We start from the raw sequence: 21465 nt of genomic DNA on the forward strand, positions 1-21465 counted from the left end.
TCTCTGAGTGTCGCACAAGTTGCGACAACGGAGGAACCCCACCAACACCAGGCTTTTCTGCGCCTTTGTTGTTTGTTAAAAAAAATTGATTTCGTTAATAAACACTGACAAATAATAAATTCTCTATCATAAGTAGGAGCCATAAAGAAGCTAATATTTGCAACGATCGCTTCTGAACGTACAAAAAGTTATTCATGCAAATACAAACACCAGACTGGGTAAAGCACGCTGTTTTCTACCAAATCTTCCCAGATCGCTTTGCCAGAAGCAAACAACCACGCAAACGGCTGTTGCGCGAAGCCCGTTGGGAAGATTGGGACGCTATACCTACACTCCAAGGTTATAAAGGCGGGGATTTATGGGGGATTATGGAGGATTTAGACTACATCCAAGATTTGGGGATTAACGCGATTTATTTCACACCGATCTTTCAATCCGCCAGTAATCACCGCTATCATACCCACGATTATTACCAAGTTGATCCGATGCTGGGGGGCAACGAAGCTTTTAAGCAATTGCTAGATGCAGCCCATGAACGGAATATCAAAGTCGTTCTAGATGGCGTGTTTAACCATTCCAGTCGTGGTTTTTTCTTCTTCCACGACGTTTTAGAAAATGGCCCCCATTCGCCTTGGGTAAATTGGTTCAAAATAGAAGGCTGGCCTCTAGCACCATATAATGGTGAATTCCCTGCAAACTACGTGGGTTGGGTGGGAAATCGCGCCTTGCCAGAATTTAACCACGACAATCCAGAAGTGCGGGAATACATTATGGAAATTGCCGAATATTGGATTAAATTCGGCATCGACGGTTGGCGATTGGATGTACCATTTGAAATAAAAACTCCTGGTTTTTGGCAGGAATTCCGCGATCGCGTTAAAGCAGTCAATCCCGAAGCTTATATTGTGGGCGAAGTGTGGGGAGATTCCCGCCAGTGGTTGGATGGAACGCAATTTGACGGCGTGATGAATTATCTATTTGCTGGGCCGACAATTGCCTTTGCAGCCGGCGATCGCGTAGTCTTAGAACAAGTCCAAGGCCGCGACTATCAACCCTATCCACCCTTATTTGCTGCCGAATACGCCACCAAAATTCAAGAAGTACTGCAACTTTACCCTTGGGAAATTCAGCTAACTCAACTAAATTTGTTAGCAAGTCACGATACAGCCCGATTGATGACCATTGCAGGTGGTGATATAGCCAGTGTAGAATTATCAACCCTACTATTACTTACCTTTCCTGGTGCGCCCAGCATCTATTATGGTGATGAAGTTGGTTTACCTGGTGGCATAGATCCCGACTCACGGCGCGGTTTTCCTTTAGAGGCCAAGTGGGAGCGAGAAATTTTTAATACTCACCGTCAATTAATTGCCCTCCGCCAAACTTACCCAGCCTTGCGTACAGGTGATTATCAAGTCCTCCACGCTCAAGGACAACTTTATATCTTTGCGCGAACTTTAGGAACAGAGGAATTGATAATTGCCATCAACGCTGGTACAAGTTCGGCAACAGCGAATGCAGATGTGGTTAGTTTGCATACTCAACCTAACAAGCTCTTATACGGTGCTGCTGAAGTTGAGTGGAATAGTGAAGGAGAAACTCAGCAGTTATCATTAACTCTTCCCGCACGCAGTGGCTGCATTTTGGGAGTAGGGAATAGGAATTAAAAAAGAGGCAGAGGTGCAGACGTGATAAATACAGCAGGTAGCAAGTAAGTGAGATACAAAATGCAGGACTCACGGATCATTTCTGCTCCCTGCCTCTTCAATTAAGTCAGCAGGAACGAACACAATTTATCTTCGAGTTCCATTTCGCGCTCTTGGGTGGCGAGAATAGCCTGGGAGATGACGCGCTGGGTGTCAAAACCGACTGTGTGTAACTGCAACCACTGTTGAGCTTCATTGCCTTCGCGAAGGATTTTGTGCAATGGAGAAAGGAAACAGCTAAAACCCCGTTGTTTTGCGATCGCCCAGACATCTTGGTACATTTCTGAAATCCAATCTCTGGCTAGAATGGTTCTACCATCTTGCCAATGTCTCAAAGGAGCATCAAGACTAGCAGCCGCCGCCGCCGCTTCGTTTTCAGCAGTTAGGGTGATGAGTTCTTCGCCAGAAAAGGTACTTTGGGTTAAGGGATCGATGCTGGGATTTTCGATTATTTGCAACAAACGCGCTTCTAATAAGGCACTAATGGCTAGCAAAGCAATAGGATCTGTGACTAAATCGCAAATTCGCAATTCTAGCCGATTTAGATCGTAAGGACGGCGATCACCATTTGGCCGCACTGATGTCCACAAATGCCGCACGTTTTGCATAGTTCCGGCAACGAGTTGATCTTCCACCCACTGAATATGATCGGCATGGCTGGCAAATAACGGTACGTGGCTAGGTGTTTGCGGAAATAAGCCCCACCGGGTGGAGTGATAACCAGTAGTTTTGCCATCAAGGAAGGGAGATGAGGCGCTGAGGGCAAGAAATAGAGGTGCTTCCATCCGAATTACTCGACATGCCCGCATTAATACTTCTGGATCGCTGATGCCTATATTGATGTGAACGCTGGCGGTGACTACTTTTGTGCCGTAGGTGTTTTCAATATAGTCATGATAAGTGTTGGCTGGATCGGAACGTTGAAAGCGATCGCCACCACCTAAAGATAAAGTACTTCCCGGTATCAAGGTGTAATCGCCCAAGCGATTCAGGTAGTTTCGCAACTCCCGCCTAGGACGCAGCAACGCACACAATAAATTATCGTAATTATGGGATGGTTCGGTTATATATTCGACGTTGCGGCTATCTGGCTCCCGCATAAATCCATCCAAAGCTGCAACAATTTTGTCGGAGAGGCCGACGATTTCACCTTGAGGCGTGCCAGTATACATCTCAATCTCAAAGCCTTTTAATAAGACCACCTTGTTCTCCTTCGGCTCTCTCTACTTATAAATTGTATCGAATTAGACGAATCTCTGGATCTATCTTTAAGTCGATCAAAGGTTAAGAATCATTTTATTGCCAACTCACCTCAAATCAGGACAACAGATTTCTGGGTTATTATCCGAAAAATTCCAGATTTACGCAAAAAATAGCCGAAACCCTAATAACGTCCGGCGGAAATATACATACCATTTTTAAGCCTTGCAGCCGAATTTTCGTAGCTTTTAATGCAATACCGTTCACGTTCAGTCAAGCCTTTCTTTCTTTACTTATTTCTCTCTGCGTCCTTTGCGTCCTTTGCGGTTCGTTAAAATTTCTTAAAAGTCTGATTCTTTCTTTATAAATCATGCTTGATATTCCTTCGACTCGCAAATGTAGCACTAAATACATTTTAGATGCTACGTTTGGGTTTTAATACATATATAAGTAAAAAAAACATATATCTCTAGTTTGAGAAAATATCTGTCTTCAAACATAGATGCTTAATGGAAAATTCCTAAAGAGCCACTAATAAAAATCATAAAATCACACGACTTTCTGAGTGGATTTATACCGTCATCCCTAGATATTTGAAGGGCTTGCAGACGAAAATCAATCCACATTTTTCTCAACACGAGAGTTGCTTCAGGTGGAAAGCCAAAGGATGAAATACTGGATAAGTAAATTAGCAATCTTTATAATATTACTGTATAACTTGTTCCTCTTAAGTGATTACGCAGGAGCAAATCAACTTTCAAATGATGTGCAGCAAGTAAATGCACTCCCAGTAGTTGAAAACTTAGTAAGTACTGATAATAATCTTACTAAGAATAGAAAGGAAGATTTTCGCCGACTTAATAAGGTTGTCAAAGGGATAGACAAACTAGAGGGACTCTTCACACTTTATTGCAAGGATAATTCAGGCAAAATTTACTTAGAAATCAAACCAGAGCAGCTAAATAAAGATTACCTAGCTATAGTAACATTGGAATCAGGCATTGGGGAAAGGGGAATTTATAGTGGATTACCTCTCTCTGATTTTCTCTTCTACTTCCAACGAGTAAATAATAGATTACATTTTGTTGTGCGGAATGTTAAATTCCGTGCAGAAAGTAAACCAGAACAGCGATCGCTTGCTCGTTCATTTAGCGACTCAGTTCTTTATTCACTCGAAATAGCTAATATCGATCCACAGAATGAAAATATTCTGATAAGTCTGGATGAACTGCTAATGCAGGATTTTCCAGGATTAACTCCCTTATTAAAATACTCTTTGCAAGCTGATTACCGCTTGGATGGACGCAAGTCATATTTTGGTGAAATTAACAGCTTACCAGAAAATGTAGAAATTGAATCTATTTACGGTTTTTCATCACTAGAAGGATCAAATTTAGTCACAGTACCCGATAGTAGGGCCCTAACTCTGAAGGTACACTATAGTTTTTCTCAGCTTAGAGAAAACAATGGTTATATTCCCAGACTTGCCGACGATCGAGTGGGATATTTTATTACTGCTTTCCAAGACTTATCTAATAATAATCCTCACGAATCATTTGTCCGTTACATTAATCGCTGGCATCTAGAACCATCTAACCCTAATGCTGCTTTATCTCCACCCAAAAAGCCAATTGTGTATTGGATTGAAAATGCTGTACCACTAGAGTACCGCGATGCAATTCGTGAAGGCATTTTGATGTGGAACAAAGCATTTGAAAAAGCCGGATTTCAAAATGCCATTAAAGTGCAGCAAATGCCAGATGATGCTGATTGGCAACCCGCAGATGTCCATTATAATACTATTCGCTGGTTCAACTCTTTGGATGAAGGTTTTGCTAGAGGGCCGATGCGCGTTAACCCATTCACCGGAGAAATATTGGATGCAGATATTATTGTGGATGCCAATATGGTGCGTTCAATTCAGCAAGAATATCATGCATTGATGGAAGTCAATTCATCTTTAGTGGACAAAAACTCTTGTCAAGTCTCCAGGCGAAGACAGAATGCAGATGCTAATAAATATCTTCTGTCAAACTCTGAGTTCTGCTATGGTATGGAATCTTCAAATCAAGCTCAGATGGGCGCATTGGCGTTATCAATTTTGCCAAATATTACACCCAGCAGTGAAACAATGAAAGAGTATGTGCATCAATATTTGCGTTCTCTCATTGCTCACGAAGTTGGGCATACTCTTGGGTTGCGCCACAATTTTCACGGCAGCACGATGTTAACGCCTGAAGAATTAAATAATACTGAAATCACTCATACCAAAGGTTTAGTGGGTTCTGTGATGGACTATCTACCTGTGAATATAGCACCACAGGGAGTACAGCAAGGTGACTATTTCCCAGGAGTTGTTGGGCCTTATGACGAATGGGCAATTGAGTATGGTTATAAAAAAAGCCCATCAGCAGCAATTGAGGGAATCATTCCAGAATCAGAAAAAAGTTTTTTAGAGCAGATTGCACTGGCATCGCCTCAACCAGAATTATCTTACGCAACTGATGAGGATATTTGGGACATTAATCCTTTAGCAAATGTCTGGGATATGAGTAGTGATGTGCTACTTTATTCGCAGTGGCAAATGGATAATGCCCGCGTGATGTGGGAGCATTTAGACAACGGTTATCTATCGAAAGGAGAAAAATATAGTAATCTGCGCGTCTCATTCAATAGAGTTTTTAAATATTATTTTCGGAACGCCACCTTGCTTTCTAAATACATTGGTGGACAATCGTTTCGCCGTCTCCATGCTAGTGATGATGCTTCTTGGACATTTGTACCAGTTTCACTTTTAAAACAACGTCAGGCATTGACGAAGTTGCAAGAGTATGTATTTGCTGAGGATGCTTTCAGTTTTTCACCACAACTGCTCAATCAACTAGCACCACCGCACTGGGAACACTGGGGTACTTTAGTACCTAAAAATCGGCTTGATTATCCGATTCACGAAAATATTTTGAAGTTTCAAAGTGCGGTGCTGCGATCGCTATTAGACAGCGATCGCCTAAATCGTTTACAAGATATAGAATTAAAAACCTTTCCTGGGCAAGCACTTTCTATCCCAGAACTATTTGACACTCTGCAAACAGGCATCTGGACAGAAGTTTTAACCCCAGGAGAACCAAAGCCAATTTCTAGCGTCCGCCGTTCGCTGCAACGGGAATATTTGAATATTTTGCTAGAGATGATGTTGGGTACTACTAATACACCTGAAGATGGACGGACATTGGCTTGGTATGAATTGCGTCACCTCCAAAAAGCCATTGATGTCAGACTTAAGCAACTTACTGAAAGCCTTGATGTTTACACCTTAGCCCACTTAGAAGCTTCTGGCGATCGCATTAATAAAGCATTAAACGCGCAGTTGCTCTCTAAGTAGTCGCTTGTCATTTTTTATTCTCCTTGTCTCCAGTTACCTAAGATATTTTTGCAATAGGCCAATTACAACTTCTGGCATTTCTAAATGAGGTAATATTCCTGCATCTGCGATCGCATAAAATTCTCGAATTGCTCTTGGATTTAAGTTGGCCAAGCGTTGTCCTAATTTGATATTGGTAAATTGTGCCTTTTCTCCCCACAACATCACAGTGGGAATTGTCAATTGTTGAATATATAAACTTAGATCGAAGTAAAGATCGCCCCGTAAAAATGCTAAAGCGGCAAACTTGCCATTAGGCTGTTGTGCAGAGGTTAAGTAAGCATCCACCATTTCTTGAGATACTCGTTGTGACTTAGCAAATAGAAAACTTTGTAAAAAATTTCTTACTGCAATTTCATTTTCAGCACCAAGGATATAAATAAAATTGTCCAACAGAGGCGCATTGATTACTGAAAGCGGAAGTCTGCGTCCAGCACCTTGCCCAAAATCATCAAATCCAGAGGGAGACACCAAAAACAGCGCTTTGAATAAATTGGGTTGAACAATAGCTAGGCGGATAGCAAAAGCGGCTGTTAAAGATGAGGCTACCACCGTCACTGGCTGGCGACACGTTTCAATGATAAACTCTGCGATCGTGCTAAGATAATCCCTAATTTTATAATCCCGGACGGGATGAGCAGATTCTCCCCAGCCGATTAAATCGGGGGCTAAAATCTGGTAATTAGAGGCAAAAGCCGGGTAAACTTTAGACCATTCATAAGCAGATGCCCCACCACCAAAGTTATGGAGAAACAGTAGTGGAGGTAAATCTTCAGCATCAGCGTTCGCCCAAGGTGCATTCGTTTGAGTGTAGTAAACCATTGTCCCTAATGATGTATGGATAAGTTTATGTCCAAAGCCAGAAGGTTGAAACTGAAGCATAAAATTAAAGAGTAAGGAATTAGTAATAAACTCAAGTTAATCAAAAGGCTTGGCTATGGCTTTCGTAACTTTAGCAATTTTTGATTACGCAGTTTATTAAACTGGCACTTTACTATTAATTCTCCATAAAAGTAACTGAATATCCTCAAAAGATACATTTACTATTAACTGACGGCACGCTAAATGGAAACAGGAGATTCCACATAAATACTTGGGTCTTTTATAGTACAACTTATATTATGTTCCTGAAGTTTTGCCGAGATAGATTCATTAGCTAACTCTAGCAAACGCTTGCGGAATTCAAGGGAATTTTCACTTGAACCTAAGATAAAGAAATTCACCCTAGCACGAACTCCGTTGAGGTTATCTCCATAGGGAAATAAACTAATTCTTGTACTATTTGCATCTATGCCATACAATTTGCTGGTACTGTCCTTAATAACTTTTTCCAACAAAGCTTCTTCAGACTTTTCTAACTGCCGATCAAAGTCAAGATACAGCAAGACCATGATTTTTGTCCCTCGCGTTATATTTTCGATATCTGTACCAGCCATCACAGAGTTTGGCACAATAATGAGGGTACTTTTTGCTAGTGTTCGCAGCTTCGTTGAACGCAAACCAATAGACTCTACACGCGCAAATAAAATTCCTTGCGAACTTAAATTTAGGCGAATATATTCTCCTGGAACATAAGGACGATCTAGGTAGATAATAATTGTACCGAAAATCTGCTCCAAAGCTTTTTGAGACGCAAAAGCAACTGCTATACCCCCAATTCCTAAACCAGCAACTAAACCAATCAAATTAATGTTCTGACTTTGAGCAAATGCTATGGCGACAAAAAAGCCAATGATAACATTAGCAATGGTTTCAAAAACAAGCACTAACTCATCAACTTCAAAACCCAGTTTACGGAGCAAGTCAATTCCATAAGCCCGGACGAAATTACGAAATAAACCAGAAATTAATGCACCGAGCATCACAGCGATGGATAAGTCTGAGAAAAATTTCAAGAATCGATAAATTCCTGTGTATTGTTCAATCAGATTTAGACAAACTCCCAGGACAATTAATGTTGCTAATATCTCGATTATCTTGTCCATCTGATTTATTAAGTTTGCATAAACTCTTCTAAAGAATTCGGGTGCAAATCTTAAGACAATTTTATTCAGAAAGCGGGGAAATGATTTACCAGCTATGAAAGACAGGGAAATAAGTGCTAAGAAAATAGCTAATTGAATTCCCACTGCAATCAAAAGTTTTTGTGTTGATTCGCTCAATAAAAATTTCATGCTCAGTAGAGGTTGTATTTCAGTACAATATTCAAGTTAAGTTAAGTTGAACGGCAACCGCGTAAATAATTAAAGGTTTGTAGTAAGGACTTTAGTCCTAAAAAAATTGCTATAAAAGCTTACTACAAAGTAAATATCCCTGACTTTACATTGCAGAAAACATAGTTTGATTTATTTTCACCGACTTACTTACATAGTAATGGGTGCATCAACATCAACCCTTCTTTCTTCAAGATCAAAGACAATACCGTACTCTTTCAATCGCATGGTTATGCTTTGTTTTGCTATATCTAGTAACTGGCGGCGCATTTCCATTGACAACTCACCAGAAACAAGAATAAAAAAGGTTATTTGAGCCTGAGTAACATTAACATTAACTTTTCCTTCTGTGGAAGTATCTTTAAGTCTTACATTCTTATTGTTAACGTCAAGAACAATATCAATTCTTCCATCTAGGGCAATATTTTTAAATATCACATCCGTATTGCGAGAGTCGATACCTAAAATTTCTCTGGTGCTTTCTAATATGACTTGACGAATCAAAGCTCTTTCATCTTCTAACAGTTCTTTATAGAAAGTTAGATAAACCAAAGAAACCACTTTTTTACCTCCTGTGAAGTTCTCTATACTCATATTTGTCAGAGCATTATTAGGAACTATAGTTAAAGTTCCTTTACCAGTATTCCGAATCTTCGTGGAACGCAACCCAACTGATTCAACTCTACCAAATGTGCCATCAGGTAAACCTATATAGTCATCAACAACAAAAGGTGGGTCAATATTGAGGATAATTCCACCCAGCAACTGCTGCAAAGTCTGCGTTGCTGCGAAAGCAATTGCTAATCCCCCAATTCCTAAACTTGCAGTCAGACCCAAAACATTGATGTTGTGTGCCTGAGCAAAAATCAAGACAATAATCAGACAAATAATAGCATCTGCTGTGAGATTAATAACTATCAGTAACTCACTGTTAATTTTCCGGCTGAGGGCGTTTTTTTGCAAGTAATTCTGGTAGAATTTCTCAAACAATCGAGAACTTTGCCAGCCTGTTATAATAGCCACTAACACCCCTAGCACAAATTCTATACAATTGAGCCAGATAGGTTTAGGAATAACTAATAAAGTCAAGTCAGCCACGATTAAAATGGCATTTAATACTAAAAATTTTTGAGAAGAAGCAATAATTTCGCTATAAAATTTTCTTCCTTCAAGAGATAATCCGCGAGTTGTGCTTAATTCACTCATTTTTTTCAATAAAAAAACATCACAAAAAATAAATCAGCAAAAAGATAGAAGCTACCCCTATATTTGTAAACGTTCACGGGGGTAGAACATTCACGTAAAAACTAAATCTCTTGCAGAGCCATACTTTGGGCGATTTCTGCTCGTAACTAATCTTACCTAAAATCTCTAAAAAAAATTTGCAGATGAATGTAGTACTTTTGATTACTCAAAATAAACCGTAAAAAATCAAATATAATTTAGTTTTGGTATTGATTCCGTGTGATTTCATATCGGACATTTCTTACCCCCCATGAACGCTTGCCAAATTTTCAATGCGAAAGCTAATTGCATCTTAGCACTTAAAGAGAACCATCCTACACTTGCTGCACAAGTTAAAGATTGCTTTGAACAACCCTTGGCTTTTGGTTTTGAAGGGATTACCAATAGTTACGACAAACGGGTAGAAAAAGGTCATCATCATACCCAAAACCGACAAGTGTGGTATGTTCCCGTTTCTCAACTACCACCTCTACATAATCAAGATGATTGAGTCGGGCTTAAATGTTTAGTTATGGTTGTGCGGGTACGATATCTGTGGAATAAAACAACCCGTGAAGTGCAATTTTATCTAACTAGTTTTGACTGCTATACACCCTATAAAATTTAGTATCTTACTCATGCTCAGACACTTACGCAGCCGAAAAATTTCCTTAGTGGCTATGCTTGTACTTGTTATATGCTTTACTCTGGTAAGCGTGCGTTCATTTGGGCAAACAATTATGACATCAGCACCCCAACTACTCACCGATCCATTTTTGCAATTGCCAACTGAAACTTCAGTGCGAGTAGTTTGGTTTACTGAGTTTGCTGGTGTTAATCACACAGTAACCTACGGTGAAAATCTCAAACTAACTGCTAAGGCAAATACTACCAAACTCAGCCGCACTCGTGAAGACCAGCAATCAAGAGTTGCCAATCAAACCAAAGATGGCGAAGTTTATCAAAAACCCGTCCAGCGTCATATTTGGCGACATGAAGCTGAGGTAACTGGGTTAACTCCTGGTGTGCGGCTAAACTATCGTGTTACGAGTGTGCAAGAAGACGACGAGAGTATTAGCAGTGATGTTTTTAGCCTTGCTGCTACCCCTAAACCAGATATACCACTAAAAATTTTACTCACCTCAGATCATCAATTAAAGCCGATGACAGCAGCAAATCTGCAAAAGGTGGTAGAAACCGTTGGACGAGTCGATGGAGTCTGGTTTGCCGGTGATTTGGTCAATGTTAGCGATCGCGCCTCAGAATGGTTTGATGATAATGGTGGTGGTGCGTTGTTTCCTGGTTTACAAGGTCGTGCTAAATATAACATGACGCACGACGCTATTAAAACAACCTACACTGGTGGACAAATAATTCAAAATGCACCCATGTTTACTTGTATTGGTAATCATGAGGTGATGGGGCGATTTGCGAGAGTGGGAAGTTTAGATGGTGAGTTTGATGATACAATTCCTCGCGTTGTTGCTCAAAAAATTTATCGGGACAAATCTTTAATAGATAATTCTTTTAATACTAATACCTACGAAGAGATTTTTTCTTTACCCAAAAGTAAAGAGGGTGGAAAAAGGTATTATGCTGTTACCTTTGGTGATGTGCGTTTGGTAGTACTGTATGCTACAAATATGTGGCGAACTCCCAACTTAGATAAAAAGTATAGGGGTAGATATCAGGAAGCTGAAAAGGATTTAAATAATCCTGAAAATTGGGGTTATGGACAGGTAATTTATGAGCCAATTGCTAAAGGCAGCAAGCAGTATAATTGGCTAGGAGCAGAACTTAACAGCCCTGAGTTTAAACAAGCAAAATACAAAGTGGTGATGTTCCATCATCCACCTCATACTCTTGGTGATAATATAGTTCCTGCTTATACAGAACCAGTTCAAATAATTGAACGGGATGGGAATAATATTAAAGCTGTGCGTTACGAATATCCAAAAGATGCAGATTATATTATCCGTGATGTTGTGCCTTTATTAGAAGCGGCTAATGTGCAATTAGTCTTTTATGGGCATTCACATTTGTGGAACCGTTTTGTTAGTTACAGTGGAATGCACTTTTTAGAAACATCTAATGTGGGCAATACTTACGGCGCTGCTTGGGGTGATAGAAAGCGAGAAGTGCCAATTGGATATCAAGAAGATTATGTTAAGCTTGGCGATCCTAATGGTTTAAAACCGATAGTGCCAACAATTGCTCCTTTGTTAGGCGAAGATGGTAAGCCGATGCCTTATATTTCAAGTAATGATATTACGGTTTTTAGTATCTTTGATACGGGGACGGGTAAGATAAGCAGTTATCGTTTTGATACTCGCAAGCCTGATTCGGAAGTACTGAAGTTTGACGAATTTAAGTTGAAATATAGCAATCCTATTTGATTTGTGAAAATAGTTAGCTTTAGATCCCCGACTTATTGAAAAAGTCGGGGATCTTGTTGTTCAAGACGGTTTAGTTAAGGCTAAATTTATTAAAGTCAATTTTTTTAACGAACCGCAGAGGCGCAGAGGAGCCAGTGCGCCCTTGCGGTTCCCCGACTTGTAGCAACTGGCGCGACGCAGAGAGAAGAAAGAAATGCTTAATCTAAGTAGTATAGATTATAAACTGCTAATCGCTTCGGCAACTCGCCCAGAAACAAAGGGCAAAATATCCCGACTCTTCGCTTGGGCTTTACCTTCAGTAAATACTACTAAAAGATAAGGACGCTGTTCTGCTAACTCAATATACGCAGCATCATGGTGAACTTGACTTGTCCAACCTGCTTTTGACCAAATTTGAGCATTTTTAGGAAGTCCACCACCTAAGAAACCTGTTACTTGATTTTCTTCGCTGTCAGGTGACAAATCATCGAGAGTCCGTTTTAGTAAAGCCATCATTCCTTGCGATCGCGCACTAGAAACCGCAACTCCACCTACAATACTATGGAGTAACCTAGCGATCGCATTTGTTGTCAACATATTACGATTTTCCAGTAACTCTCCCACAAAGGCCCGTTCCCGTCCATAAGGGCCATCACCCCAAGTTTTTTGACAGACGTTAATCGTCTCCATTTCTTCCCAACCCAAAGATTGGTAATACCGGTTAATGATATTACGCTGATATTTCCAGGTTTCAAAGGGCCCGATTGGTAATTCTGGCCCCGATGTAGTACCACTTAAAATATCCACAACCAAGCTGGTAGCATCGTTACTAGAATCAACAATCATATCCCGCAAAGCGCGTTCCAACTCCTTGGAGGTTTGACTCATGCCTTTTTCTAGCCATTCATTTACCGCCACTAGGTAAAATAGCTTGACTACACTGGCGGGATAAATGCGTTCAACACCACGATAAGTAAAACCACGGACTGGATGTTCCCAAAAAGCTTTGGGAGTCAGCGCCCCACCAGTATTTACTAGCACTGGTGGATCGTAAACAACCCAAGTTAAGGCAATTTGATTCCTGGCTAAAGTCGGAAATGCTGCCCAAGTTGCATCTAAAATGCCATTACCAATATTTTCGAGTTGTTCGTCTTTATTAAAAAAAATCATTCTCGAATAATGTCCTTTAATCTAAAATCCGAAGTCCAAAATCCACAATCAGGGGAGTATCAGTGTTTAGCTGACCTTAATTTATATGATTCTCCTGAATGTACGCGTTTATCAACTCAATCTTCATCTGGAAGACATTTATGGGTAACATCAAATCATCAAAATTTAGCAGTCGGGGTGTATTTGTGTGAAGATGACTATCCGGGATGGGTATCGCTTTCAGATTTTGATTCATTACAACCTGCTACTGTACCTTATCAGGCTGCAACATTTTCTGAATCTCAAATTCAAAAACTGCTAGCAGAGGTTATTGCTTTTACTCAAAAAGCAATGCAACAATCCAATTATTACCTTTGGGGTGGTACGGTTGGCCCAAATTATGACTGTTCTGGGTTGATGCAGGCGGCATTTGCTTCGGTGGGTATTTGGCTACCTAGAGATGCCTATCAACAGGAAGATTTCACCCAAGCAATTACTATTGCAGAATTAGCAGTCGGGGATCTGGTCTTTTTTGGAACTCCCCAAAAAGCAACCCATGTCGGGCTTTATTTGGCAGATGGTTGTTACATTCATAGTTCTGGGAAGGAACAGGGACGAGATGGGATTGGGATTGATGTTCTCTCGGAACTGGGAGATGCTGTTAGTCAGTCCTATTATCAGCAGCTGCGAGGGGCTGGTAGAGTTATCAAGAGTTACGAACCACAGAGACGCTGAGGGCGCAGAGGTATATGAGGAGTGGGTTTGTTAATCAGGGATTGAGTGAGGAGAGTGGGGCGATTTCAGCAATTGTCCCAGATGTTTCGGTGGTGCTGCCAATACATGATGAGGTGGAAAGTTTGCCGCTTTTATTAGAAGCGATCGCATCTACTTTATCCTCTAGTCAGGTAAATTATGAAATCATCTGTGTGGATGATGGTTCTACCGATGGTTCCGGGGATTTTCTCAAGAAAGAAGCACAAATCCGCACTGATTTAAAGGCGGTGATTTTGCGGCGTAACTACGGACAAACGGCGGCGATGGCTGCTGGGTTTCATTATGCAGTGGGGAAAGCGATCGTTACTTTAGATGCCGATCTCCAGAACGATCCGGCTGATATCCCCACGTTATTAGCAAAGCTGGATGAAGGTTACGATTTGGTGAGTGGTTGGCGGCAAAATCGCCAGGATGGGGCTGTAAATCGGTTACTTCCTTCCAAAATTGCCAACTGGCTAATTCGCCGCACTACTAGCGTGAATATTCATGATTATGGCTGTTCGCTGAAAGCCTATCGTGCAGAACTATTGGCAGATATGAACCTCTACGGCGAACTCCACCGATTTTTACCCGCTCTGGCGTACATCGAAGGAGCTAGAATTACTGAAGTACCCGTGCGTCATCATGCCCGTCGCTTTGGCCGGAGTAAGTATGGAATTTGGCGGACATTCCGGGTGTTGATGGATTTGTTAACCATTCTGTTTATGAAAAGATTCCTCACCCGTCCGATGCACGTTTTTGGGCTGTTGGGCTTAATTTCGATGCTTTCGGGGACTGCGATCGGAATTTACTTAACTTTCGTCAAATTAGTGTTAGGTGAGATGATTGGCAATCGCCCGTTGCTAAGTTTAGCAGTTCTGCTGCTAGTAACTGGAGTGCAGTTATTTTGCTTCGGTCTTTTGGCAGAATTACTCATGCGTACATACCATGAATCCCAAGGGCGGCCGATCTATCGCGTGCGAGAAGTGGTAGCAAAAAAGGTTAAATAAAGTAACAATAGTAGTCATTGGTCATTATCAAACCCCGTCCATTTTTAAATATGGAGTTTTTCAGGAGACTATATTATCCTCTGGTGGCTTAAGTTCTGAGCTTTACCCTAATTACAAAAAAAACTACGGTTTTAAAGGTAAATGCGGTTTAATCTAAACAAATGACCAATGACAAATACTTTTGTTAAAGACTTATCCAACTCTCTGCGCTTTGCATTGGGTCTAGCTCCAGATGCTTATGCCTTAAAAAACTTAAAAGTTAGGAGTGAGGAACTTTAATTTCTCACTCCTAACTTTCAACCTTCAAAAACGGGCGAGGAGGGATTCGAACCCCCGACACCGTGGTCCGTAGCCACGTGCTCTAGTCCACTGAGCTACACACCCTCACTGACAATTCATATTAACACGTTCTAACTAAATGACGCAAGATAATTTCCCATCTAATTTTGCTAACCTAACCCATCTAGATCAACACGGGCAGGCACAGATGGTAGATGTGACGAGTAAAGCACCCACAATCCGCCAAGCAGTAGCCGAGGGCAATGTGCGGATGCTGCCAACAACCTTTGCCGCAATTCAAGCCGGAAATGTCCCAAAAGGGGATGTGTTGGCAACTGCAAGATTGGCGGGGATTATGGCAGCCAAGCAAACAGCCGCTTTAATTCCTCTATGTCATCCTTTACCTTTGCAAAAAATCGCAGTTGAAATTATACCCGATCCACAATTACCTGGTTATCAAATTCAAGCCACAGTTAAAACCAAAGCTGAAACTGGTGTAGAGATGGAAGCCTTAACTGCTGTTTCTGTAGCTGCCCTGACTTTATACGATATGGCAAAAGCTTTAGAGAAGTCGATTCAAATTGAATCGATTCGTTTAATCAGTAAGAGTGGCGGTAAATCAGGAGATTATTATTTGCCAGAGCAGTAGCCTAATATTATCTCACCGAACAAGGCATTAGATTCCCCCTAACACTAGGTTGATGGAATTTAGGGTTTTTTGGCTCATGCTATTTTTGTGGGGGTACAAAATCTCTCTGGTGTCATTGCGATCTGGGCGAAGTAATCACCTGGGATTGCTTCGCTCCGTACCCTTCTCCTTCGGAGACGCTACGCGAACGGGTTCTCCAACGGAGTAAGCAATGACATATATTTTGTATGATTTTTTAACTTCTGAAAAGGCACAGAGTCAACAGCCTACCCTAATCCCACTTAAAAAGTGGGGTTAGGGTAGGCTGTTGTGCGTAAATCCTAAAGAAATAAGAATGGGATTTTCTGACTGGGCTGAATAGTCACACTCTTGACATAGCGTTGCAATACCTCTGTCATTTATATAGGTTTTACTAAACCTTACATCAATGTCAATATAAGTAATTTTCATGAATGAAACCGAAATAGCTGGCTCAGTATGTTGGTACGGCTCATACAGAGTCTGATTCATTTTTCATCTTGTCGAAATATGCCTTTATGAGGAGTGATAAATGCTATCCAGATTTTCGCGTGTTTTCAACGATAGTTCCAGAAACGTTAGACGTAAAGTTATCAACATTTATGCGTTTCTGATTAGCGTGAATATTTTGATCTGGGTAGTAGCCCTGATTACATTCCACAGCTACCCCCTTCTGCTTGGGACTGCCGTATTAGCTTATAGCTTTGGTCTACGTCATGCTGTAGATGCCGATCACATCGCCGCGATCGACAATGTTACCCGTAAATTGATGCAGGAGAACAAACGACCTGTTTCTGTTGGGTTCTTCTTCTCTCTAGGTCATTCCACCGTTGTAATTGCCGCCTCCATTGCGATCGCCTTAACCACTACAACAATCCATAACCACTTTCCCAATTTTGAAAAGCTTGGGGGGCTAATTAGCAGTACCGTTTCTGCACTTTTCCTACTAGCAATTGCAGCGATCAATATGGTGGTACTGTGGGATGTTTATAAGACTTTCCAAACCGTCAAGCGAGGAGGAATCTACGACGATCAATCCTTAGATGAATTTTTGAACCAACGTGGGCTACTCGGTCGCATTTTCCGTCCTTTGTTTCGGTTGATAGATAGTAGCTGGCAAATGTTTCCTTTAGGTTTCCTTTTTGGTTTAGGCTTCGACACGGCGACAGAGGTAGCACTGCTGGGGATTTCTGCGAATCAAGCAGCTAAAGGTCTGCCTATCTGGTCGATCCTATTGTTTCCAGCTTTGTTCACCGCAGGGATGTCTTTAATTGACACCACTGACGGTATTTTAATGCTTGGTGCTTATGGCTGGGCTTACGTCAAACCAATCCGCAAGCTTTACTACAACATGACCATTACCCTTGTTTCTGTACTAGTTGCTGTGGTCATTGGGGGAATTGAAGCTCTGAATATTATTGGCGATCAGTTACAACTGAAAAGTCCGTTTTGGGATTTCATTAGTAAACTAGGTGAAAACTTTGGCACAATTGGTTACTTAATCATTGCCATTTTTATATTCAGTTGGTTACTTTCGACCATCATCTACAAAGTCAATAAGTATGATGATTTGGAAGTCACTAGTGTTACAACTACTAAACAGGGGAGAAATAGGGATTGAGGCTAGATGCGCGACATCAATGCCCCAAAAACCTTAGAATAAATAGGGTGTATTTAAATCTGTAACAAATATTTATGCCTCCTCGTTGGCCTCGCAAACCCGATCGCAAAGACCCTGATTACCGGAAGATCGATGACCGGATGAATTTTGCCACCCATGTAGCGATCGCTGCTACGATTAATTCTGGCTTGTGGTTTTTCCACATTTTGAAAGATACTACCTGGGAGTGGCTGCCTTGGGTGACTTTAAGTTGGACAGGAATAGTGTTAGCCCATCTGATTTATATTAGTGCGATCGCTAACTACACCGAAGCTCCACCCAAATCCACCTGAAGATGGATTACTCGTGCTGGGGCAATTGTAACCTCTGGTAGTAGGATTAGCCTGTTAATTGAGCCATAATGTAAAAAAGCCTGAGATTTCGCACTTTTTCTTAATGTAGGGTTATTTTTATGGCTAAGACTAACACCACAGAACTACTGGAAGCCCTAGCAGCTGAAATTGGCGAAAGTGTCTACATAGACATTGCCAAGTGGCATCTTTATTTATCTAATGCCAAACTGCATACTCTTGTTGCCGAACGACTGTATCCTTTAATTACTTCCAACAGCGTAAGTGAAGACCAAGTTTTAAAAGTCTTGCAATCAATTACAGTAAAAATTGGCGGTGGTAGAAGTGAACTTCCTCTAATTGATTTACTGCCACTGCAATGCCAGGTTAATTTAGTTGATATTTTGGAGAAATATCAACGCGATTTATAATCGCTAAAACCAAGATTATCTTAGTTGGACAGTTTTATTAATCAGCATTTCCTGATTCGATTTTAGCTAATGAATTAGGTGGCATCTTTTTCTGCCAACTCTATAAAAATGAACTCTACAGCTACACATAGATTAATCTCGTGTAATTTATGCGTAGGTTTTTAATAAAAATTTCCTTTAACAACTAAGGAATATCCGCGTTCAAAATCGGTTTAGATTTGAGCGGTTTTCTGTTGAGACTCGCTTTGAACTTTCATGCAAACTCATTGAGGCAATTTCTATGCTTTTACAAGTCAAAGATAGTGGCGAATTGGTGAAAATTCTGGAAATTAAAGAATTACTCGATCCGAATAGTAATATCGTTCACGGGCGAGAACAACAAGGCGAAGAAGAACAGCCACCTGATACTTTTAAAAAAGAAAATCTCGTTTTTCCTTCTGGTGAAGTTCTACCACGCTGTTGGTTAGATGCCGACTATAGACACGACAAGGGTTAATCGACTATATCCCCGACAATTTTACGAAGTCGGGGATCGATTGCTCACAAGCAATTTATGATTGTTGGCGTTGCATAAATGCGGGATAAATCAGGTAAAAACGTGTATTTTACGATACTTTAAATAACAATCAAGCGGACATGATATAATTATGCAACGCCAGAATTCCTATAGATTCCAAACTCTTCACCCTAACATTTATACTTACCCGCCTAAAGTCCGTGTATAAATTACCTGACCTTGAGAATCGTAGAGGAAAATGGGCAAGTTGGCATTTTCACCAATTACAGCTAAGGCTTCCCGTAAGATTTGCAAGTGATTGGTAATGTCAATAGCAGTACTAGAATTTTCAGAATAAGGATTAGCCAAGTTATTTTGCCTTATTTGGTCATACTCAGGGGTTAGCCGGACAATAATCCCTGCATTATCTATGCTAAAGGTGCAAATCCGAATTCCATTAATACAGGTTTTATCCAAGTCAGTGCGGGTTTGTTGGAAACTACTAACAACTTGTAGTTTTTCTTGTGCTTGTTTAAGGGCTATTGAATAGGGTTCGATGAGAGACTGAGCCTGAGTATAGTACAAGGTATCTTGGGAAACTTTTTTAGCCGTTTGCAAAGCCTGATCCCAGTATGTAGCTGCTGCTTGCCATTGGTTTTGTTGCTGATATATTTTGCCTTGATTGGCAGCGCTAACGGCTTGTTGATAGGTTTTAGCGGCTAATTGTTCTTTCGTGGCGCGATCGCGGGCCGCTACTAACTTAGGTCTATAATCTATTAACAGCTTTGCGGCTTCTTGGTATCCAGAGCTAGTTAAGGGAATGCTATTCAAAGCATTAATTGCCACCAACCAAGTAGACTGAACTTTTTGCCAGTCATTCAAAGATTTGGCAGTAGTTTCCCGGTTCTCAGCAGCACTAGCTACAGCTTTTGCTGCTGTGAGTTTTTTGAGCCATTTTTCCTCAATAAATATCTGCTGATTTACAGCGTGTAAACGGACACGATAATTAAGTAATTTACCCTGCACTAGCCCATAGAGTTCACTACTAGAACTTATAGTTTCTAGGGGCGCTATAGCTTGTCGCCATAAATGCTGTCTAGCTTGTAATTCCTCTAGGCTAGATGCAGGTGTTTGAACTTTTTGTGTCGCCAAAGATCCCGTCTGCAAAGCCTTAACCACCTGGTTAATCTTTTCTGACCGTCCCGACAAACTTGCTTTTAGTTCTTCCGACTCTTGGTAACGGGGCGACCAACCAGGAATTACATTTAGGGCGGCGCTGGCTGCTGCAAGTCGTTGTTGTATAGCGACTAGTTCTTTTTCAGACTTGGCGCGGCGCATCAGTTGTGGAGACTTTGTTTTTAATTGCTCGGCGCTTTGTATTTCTTTACATTCAGACATCACACAAGGGCGAGTCAATAAGTAAGCACCACCGCCTAAAACTACAATCCCCACTAAGGCTACACCCAGTAAGATGGGTTTGATTTGAAATCCTGGCTTTGAAGTCGGGAAATTCGGTGCATCTGCAAATGGGTCAAACGGTTCCTCTTCCTCAGCCTCATCCAATGATGGAGAATAAGTCAGAGCCGATGAAGAAAGTGGAGAAAAGTATTCCTCCTCTGCTTCCTCTGCTACCTCATTCCCCCATCCTCCCCTCTGCTTCAAAGCCAAGAAACATTTGGCATAAGGGAGTTGTTCGCCAAAAACTCTCAGGAAACATTGCACTTGCCGATCTCTGTGGGGTGTTACAGACTGAAGTACTTCCTCAATTACTGCAAAGATGATCTGAGCATCAACTATTACATCCGATTCATGTTGCGTTAAAACCATTAGTCCGTCTTTATTGACGGCGCATTTAACCTCGAAGACTTCAGCCGATGAGACTTCTACAAGCAATTGTTCCTGCAAAGTTTTGGCTAAAAGCTGTAAATCTTCCTGCTGGACTGCTACTTTCATAGAGCTTTGCCGCTCAATTTCTATATTGTTTTGATTATCTTTAAGAGAATGAAATGAACTTTTTAGTTTTGTTGAATGCAAATGCACAGTTTAACCAACCACAGCCTGAAAATCTGAACGACCAACTTTCTAACACAAATTCTGACTTTTCACCAAAAATTAAAAAAGCAGTTATTGTTCGTGGCGCTACATTTTTAACTCCCTAGATCCAAAATGAAATAATCTGTCTTCAGATATAAATTACAAATAAAAAATGGGAATAATAGAGTTTTTGAGTATTTTCACTGCATTATTTTGCGATAGTTAAATTCACAATAGCTACTACTCTGCAAAATCATAGTTGCAGAGCAGTTGTGAAAAACTTATCTAAAGGTTAAGGAAACGATACTAGGTCAGAGGGTTTTGACAGAAATGCTAGTTATCTTCTATGCTGGGAAACTTACTGAAAAGATTAATTACGTGTTGTGGTCTGGCACAACCAGGTTAGCGAGCAAAATTAATGTGTCTCTTATGCTGAATTCGATCCGTGAAAAATAAATTTTTATAGCTGCCAAAAGCTTAACTTTAAAATAAAAGTGCTGCAAAATATTAAGACAGCACTCACCAAAAGCTTGGAAAGTGTAAATACAAGGTGTATC

18 protein-coding genes, 1 tRNA gene and 1 pseudogene are annotated in these 21465 nt (G+C 40.8%); 13 read left to right on the forward strand and 7 right to left on the reverse strand.

What is annotated here, in order from left to right; translation table 11 throughout:
* The first annotated feature begins 194 nt into the window (after positions 1-194).
* Positions 195-1667, forward strand: a complete 1473-nt coding sequence (locus V7K55_RS04135; RefSeq protein ID WP_334828495.1) for a glycoside hydrolase family 13 protein — start codon at positions 195-197, stop codon at positions 1665-1667.
* Between the two features lie 101 nt (positions 1668-1768).
* On the opposite strand, the gene gshA is transcribed toward V7K55_RS04135, so the two are convergent.
* A complete protein-coding gene (gene gshA / locus V7K55_RS04140) occupies positions 1769-2908 on the reverse strand; it encodes a glutamate--cysteine ligase (protein WP_334828497.1) in 1140 nt (379 codons plus the stop codon).
* 665 nt (positions 2909-3573) lie between these two features.
* Between gshA and V7K55_RS04145 the strand changes: the two genes are divergently transcribed.
* A complete protein-coding gene (locus tag V7K55_RS04145) occupies positions 3574-6288 on the forward strand; it encodes a zinc-dependent metalloprotease (RefSeq protein ID WP_334828499.1) in 2715 nt (904 codons plus the stop codon).
* Between the two features lie 33 nt (positions 6289-6321).
* Here the strand turns inward: V7K55_RS04145 and V7K55_RS04150 are convergent, their stop codons facing one another.
* A complete protein-coding gene (locus V7K55_RS04150; RefSeq protein ID WP_334828501.1) occupies positions 6322-7209 on the reverse strand; it encodes an alpha/beta fold hydrolase in 888 nt (295 codons plus the stop codon).
* 15 nt (positions 7210-7224) lie between these two features.
* Here V7K55_RS04150 and V7K55_RS27445 point away from each other — a divergent pair.
* A pseudogene (locus tag V7K55_RS27445) lies at positions 7225-7293 on the forward strand (transposase); the annotation flags it as partial.
* Positions 7294-7388: 95 nt separating this feature from the next.
* On the opposite strand, the gene V7K55_RS04155 reads toward V7K55_RS27445, so the two are convergent.
* Together V7K55_RS04155 and V7K55_RS04160 are read right to left on the reverse strand one after the other, a co-directional pair.
* Positions 7389-8312: a mechanosensitive ion channel family protein gene (locus V7K55_RS04155; RefSeq protein WP_334828502.1), complete on the reverse strand. Its 924-nt coding sequence runs from the start codon at positions 8310-8312 to the stop codon at positions 7389-7391.
* Between the two features lie 378 nt (positions 8313-8690).
* Complete coding sequence (locus tag V7K55_RS04160) at positions 8691-9746, reverse strand: mechanosensitive ion channel family protein (protein ID WP_334828503.1); 1056 nt, start codon at positions 9744-9746, stop codon at positions 8691-8693.
* Positions 9747-10035: 289 nt separating this feature from the next.
* Between V7K55_RS04160 and V7K55_RS04165 the strand changes: the two genes are divergently transcribed.
* Both V7K55_RS04165 and V7K55_RS04170 read left to right on the forward strand, forming a co-directional pair.
* Positions 10036-10275 (forward strand): hypothetical protein, encoded by a 240-nt coding sequence (locus V7K55_RS04165; protein WP_334828505.1) that lies wholly within the window; start codon positions 10036-10038, stop codon positions 10273-10275.
* Positions 10276-10504: 229 nt separating this feature from the next.
* The gene (locus tag V7K55_RS04170) at positions 10505-12160 is read left to right on the forward strand and encodes a metallophosphoesterase (RefSeq protein WP_334828507.1); all 1656 of its coding nucleotides are present in this window, start codon (positions 10505-10507) and stop codon (positions 12158-12160) included.
* Positions 12161-12376: 216 nt separating this feature from the next.
* On the opposite strand, the gene V7K55_RS04175 is transcribed toward V7K55_RS04170, so the two are convergent.
* The gene (locus V7K55_RS04175) at positions 12377-13309 is read right to left on the reverse strand and encodes a serine hydrolase (protein WP_334828509.1); all 933 of its coding nucleotides are present in this window, start codon (positions 13307-13309) and stop codon (positions 12377-12379) included.
* Between the two features lie 9 nt (positions 13310-13318).
* Here V7K55_RS04175 and V7K55_RS04180 point away from each other — a divergent pair, with 9 nt between their 5' ends.
* Both V7K55_RS04180 and V7K55_RS04185 read left to right on the forward strand, forming a co-directional pair.
* Positions 13319-14023: a C40 family peptidase gene (locus tag V7K55_RS04180; protein ID WP_334828511.1), complete on the forward strand. Its 705-nt coding sequence runs from the start codon at positions 13319-13321 to the stop codon at positions 14021-14023.
* A gap of 14 nt (positions 14024-14037) precedes the next feature.
* Positions 14038-15051: a glycosyltransferase family 2 protein gene (locus V7K55_RS04185; protein ID WP_334828514.1), complete on the forward strand. Its 1014-nt coding sequence runs from the start codon at positions 14038-14040 to the stop codon at positions 15049-15051.
* Positions 15052-15361: 310 nt separating this feature from the next.
* Here the strand turns inward: V7K55_RS04185 and V7K55_RS04190 are convergent.
* A tRNA-Arg gene (locus V7K55_RS04190) sits at positions 15362-15435 on the reverse strand.
* A 34-nt stretch (positions 15436-15469) separates the two neighbouring features.
* On the opposite strand from V7K55_RS04190, the gene moaC reads away from it, so the two are divergent.
* The 5 genes from moaC to V7K55_RS04215 all read left to right on the forward strand — a co-directional run bounded on the left by moaC (position 15470) and on the right by V7K55_RS04215 (position 18874).
* Entirely contained in the window at positions 15470-15979 is a 510-nt protein-coding gene (gene moaC, locus V7K55_RS04195) for a cyclic pyranopterin monophosphate synthase MoaC (protein ID WP_334828516.1), read from the forward strand.
* 550 nt (positions 15980-16529) lie between these two features.
* The gene (locus V7K55_RS04200; protein WP_334828518.1) at positions 16530-17618 is read left to right on the forward strand and encodes a HoxN/HupN/NixA family nickel/cobalt transporter; all 1089 of its coding nucleotides are present in this window, start codon (positions 16530-16532) and stop codon (positions 17616-17618) included.
* Positions 17619-17692: 74 nt separating this feature from the next.
* Positions 17693-17950 (forward strand): 2TM domain-containing protein, encoded by a 258-nt coding sequence (locus V7K55_RS04205; protein WP_334828520.1) that lies wholly within the window; start codon positions 17693-17695, stop codon positions 17948-17950.
* Positions 17951-18069: 119 nt separating this feature from the next.
* On the forward strand, positions 18070-18378 hold the full coding sequence (locus V7K55_RS04210) for a DUF3181 family protein (protein ID WP_334828522.1): 309 nt from the start codon (positions 18070-18072) through the stop codon (positions 18376-18378).
* Between the two features lie 280 nt (positions 18379-18658).
* Positions 18659-18874: an acetyltransferase gene (locus tag V7K55_RS04215; protein WP_334828524.1), complete on the forward strand. Its 216-nt coding sequence runs from the start codon at positions 18659-18661 to the stop codon at positions 18872-18874.
* Positions 18875-19078: 204 nt separating this feature from the next.
* Here the strand turns inward: V7K55_RS04215 and V7K55_RS04220 are convergent, their stop codons facing one another.
* Complete coding sequence (locus V7K55_RS04220) at positions 19079-20827, reverse strand: hypothetical protein (protein WP_334828526.1); 1749 nt, start codon at positions 20825-20827, stop codon at positions 19079-19081.
* 53 nt (positions 20828-20880) lie between these two features.
* On the opposite strand from V7K55_RS04220, the gene V7K55_RS04225 reads away from it, so the two are divergent.
* A complete protein-coding gene (locus V7K55_RS04225; protein WP_334828528.1) occupies positions 20881-21033 on the forward strand; it encodes a hypothetical protein in 153 nt (50 codons plus the stop codon).
* Positions 21034-21465: the final 432 nt, after the last annotated feature.

This window comes from Nostoc sp. (assembly GCF_036919895.1).
Taxonomy (GTDB): domain Bacteria; phylum Cyanobacteriota; class Cyanobacteriia; order Cyanobacteriales; family Nostocaceae; genus Nostoc.

Bases quoted from the DNA above. Each gene is read 5' to 3' on its own strand.
- V7K55_RS04225 (WP_334828528.1), top strand. From the start codon at position 20,881: ATGAACTTTTTAGTTTTGTTGAATGCAAATGCACAGTTTAACCAACCA.
- V7K55_RS04145 (WP_334828499.1), top strand. From the start codon at position 3,574: ATGAAATACTGGATAAGTAAATTAGCAATCTTTATAATATTACTGTAT.
- V7K55_RS04160 (WP_334828503.1), bottom strand. From the start codon at position 9,746: ATGAGTGAATTAAGCACAACTCGCGGATTATCTCTTGAAGGAAGAAAA.
- V7K55_RS04205 (WP_334828520.1), top strand. From the start codon at position 17,693: ATGCCTCCTCGTTGGCCTCGCAAACCCGATCGCAAAGACCCTGATTAC.
- V7K55_RS04175 (WP_334828509.1), bottom strand. From the start codon at position 13,309: ATGATTTTTTTTAATAAAGACGAACAACTCGAAAATATTGGTAATGGC.
- V7K55_RS04170 (WP_334828507.1), top strand. From the start codon at position 10,505: ATGACATCAGCACCCCAACTACTCACCGATCCATTTTTGCAATTGCCA.
- V7K55_RS04185 (WP_334828514.1), top strand. From the start codon at position 14,038: ATGAGGAGTGGGTTTGTTAATCAGGGATTGAGTGAGGAGAGTGGGGCG.
- V7K55_RS04220 (WP_334828526.1), bottom strand. From the start codon at position 20,827: ATGAAAGTAGCAGTCCAGCAGGAAGATTTACAGCTTTTAGCCAAAACT.
- V7K55_RS04180 (WP_334828511.1), top strand. From the start codon at position 13,319: ATGTCCTTTAATCTAAAATCCGAAGTCCAAAATCCACAATCAGGGGAG.
- V7K55_RS04200 (WP_334828518.1), top strand. From the start codon at position 16,530: ATGCTATCCAGATTTTCGCGTGTTTTCAACGATAGTTCCAGAAACGTT.
- V7K55_RS04155 (WP_334828502.1), bottom strand. From the start codon at position 8,312: ATGGACAAGATAATCGAGATATTAGCAACATTAATTGTCCTGGGAGTT.
- V7K55_RS04135 (WP_334828495.1), top strand. From the start codon at position 195: ATGCAAATACAAACACCAGACTGGGTAAAGCACGCTGTTTTCTACCAA.
- V7K55_RS04150 (WP_334828501.1), bottom strand. From the start codon at position 7,209: ATGCTTCAGTTTCAACCTTCTGGCTTTGGACATAAACTTATCCATACA.
- V7K55_RS04210 (WP_334828522.1), top strand. From the start codon at position 18,070: ATGGCTAAGACTAACACCACAGAACTACTGGAAGCCCTAGCAGCTGAA.
- moaC (WP_334828516.1), top strand. From the start codon at position 15,470: ATGACGCAAGATAATTTCCCATCTAATTTTGCTAACCTAACCCATCTA.
- V7K55_RS04165 (WP_334828505.1), top strand. From the start codon at position 10,036: ATGAACGCTTGCCAAATTTTCAATGCGAAAGCTAATTGCATCTTAGCA.
- V7K55_RS04215 (WP_334828524.1), top strand. From the start codon at position 18,659: ATGCTTTTACAAGTCAAAGATAGTGGCGAATTGGTGAAAATTCTGGAA.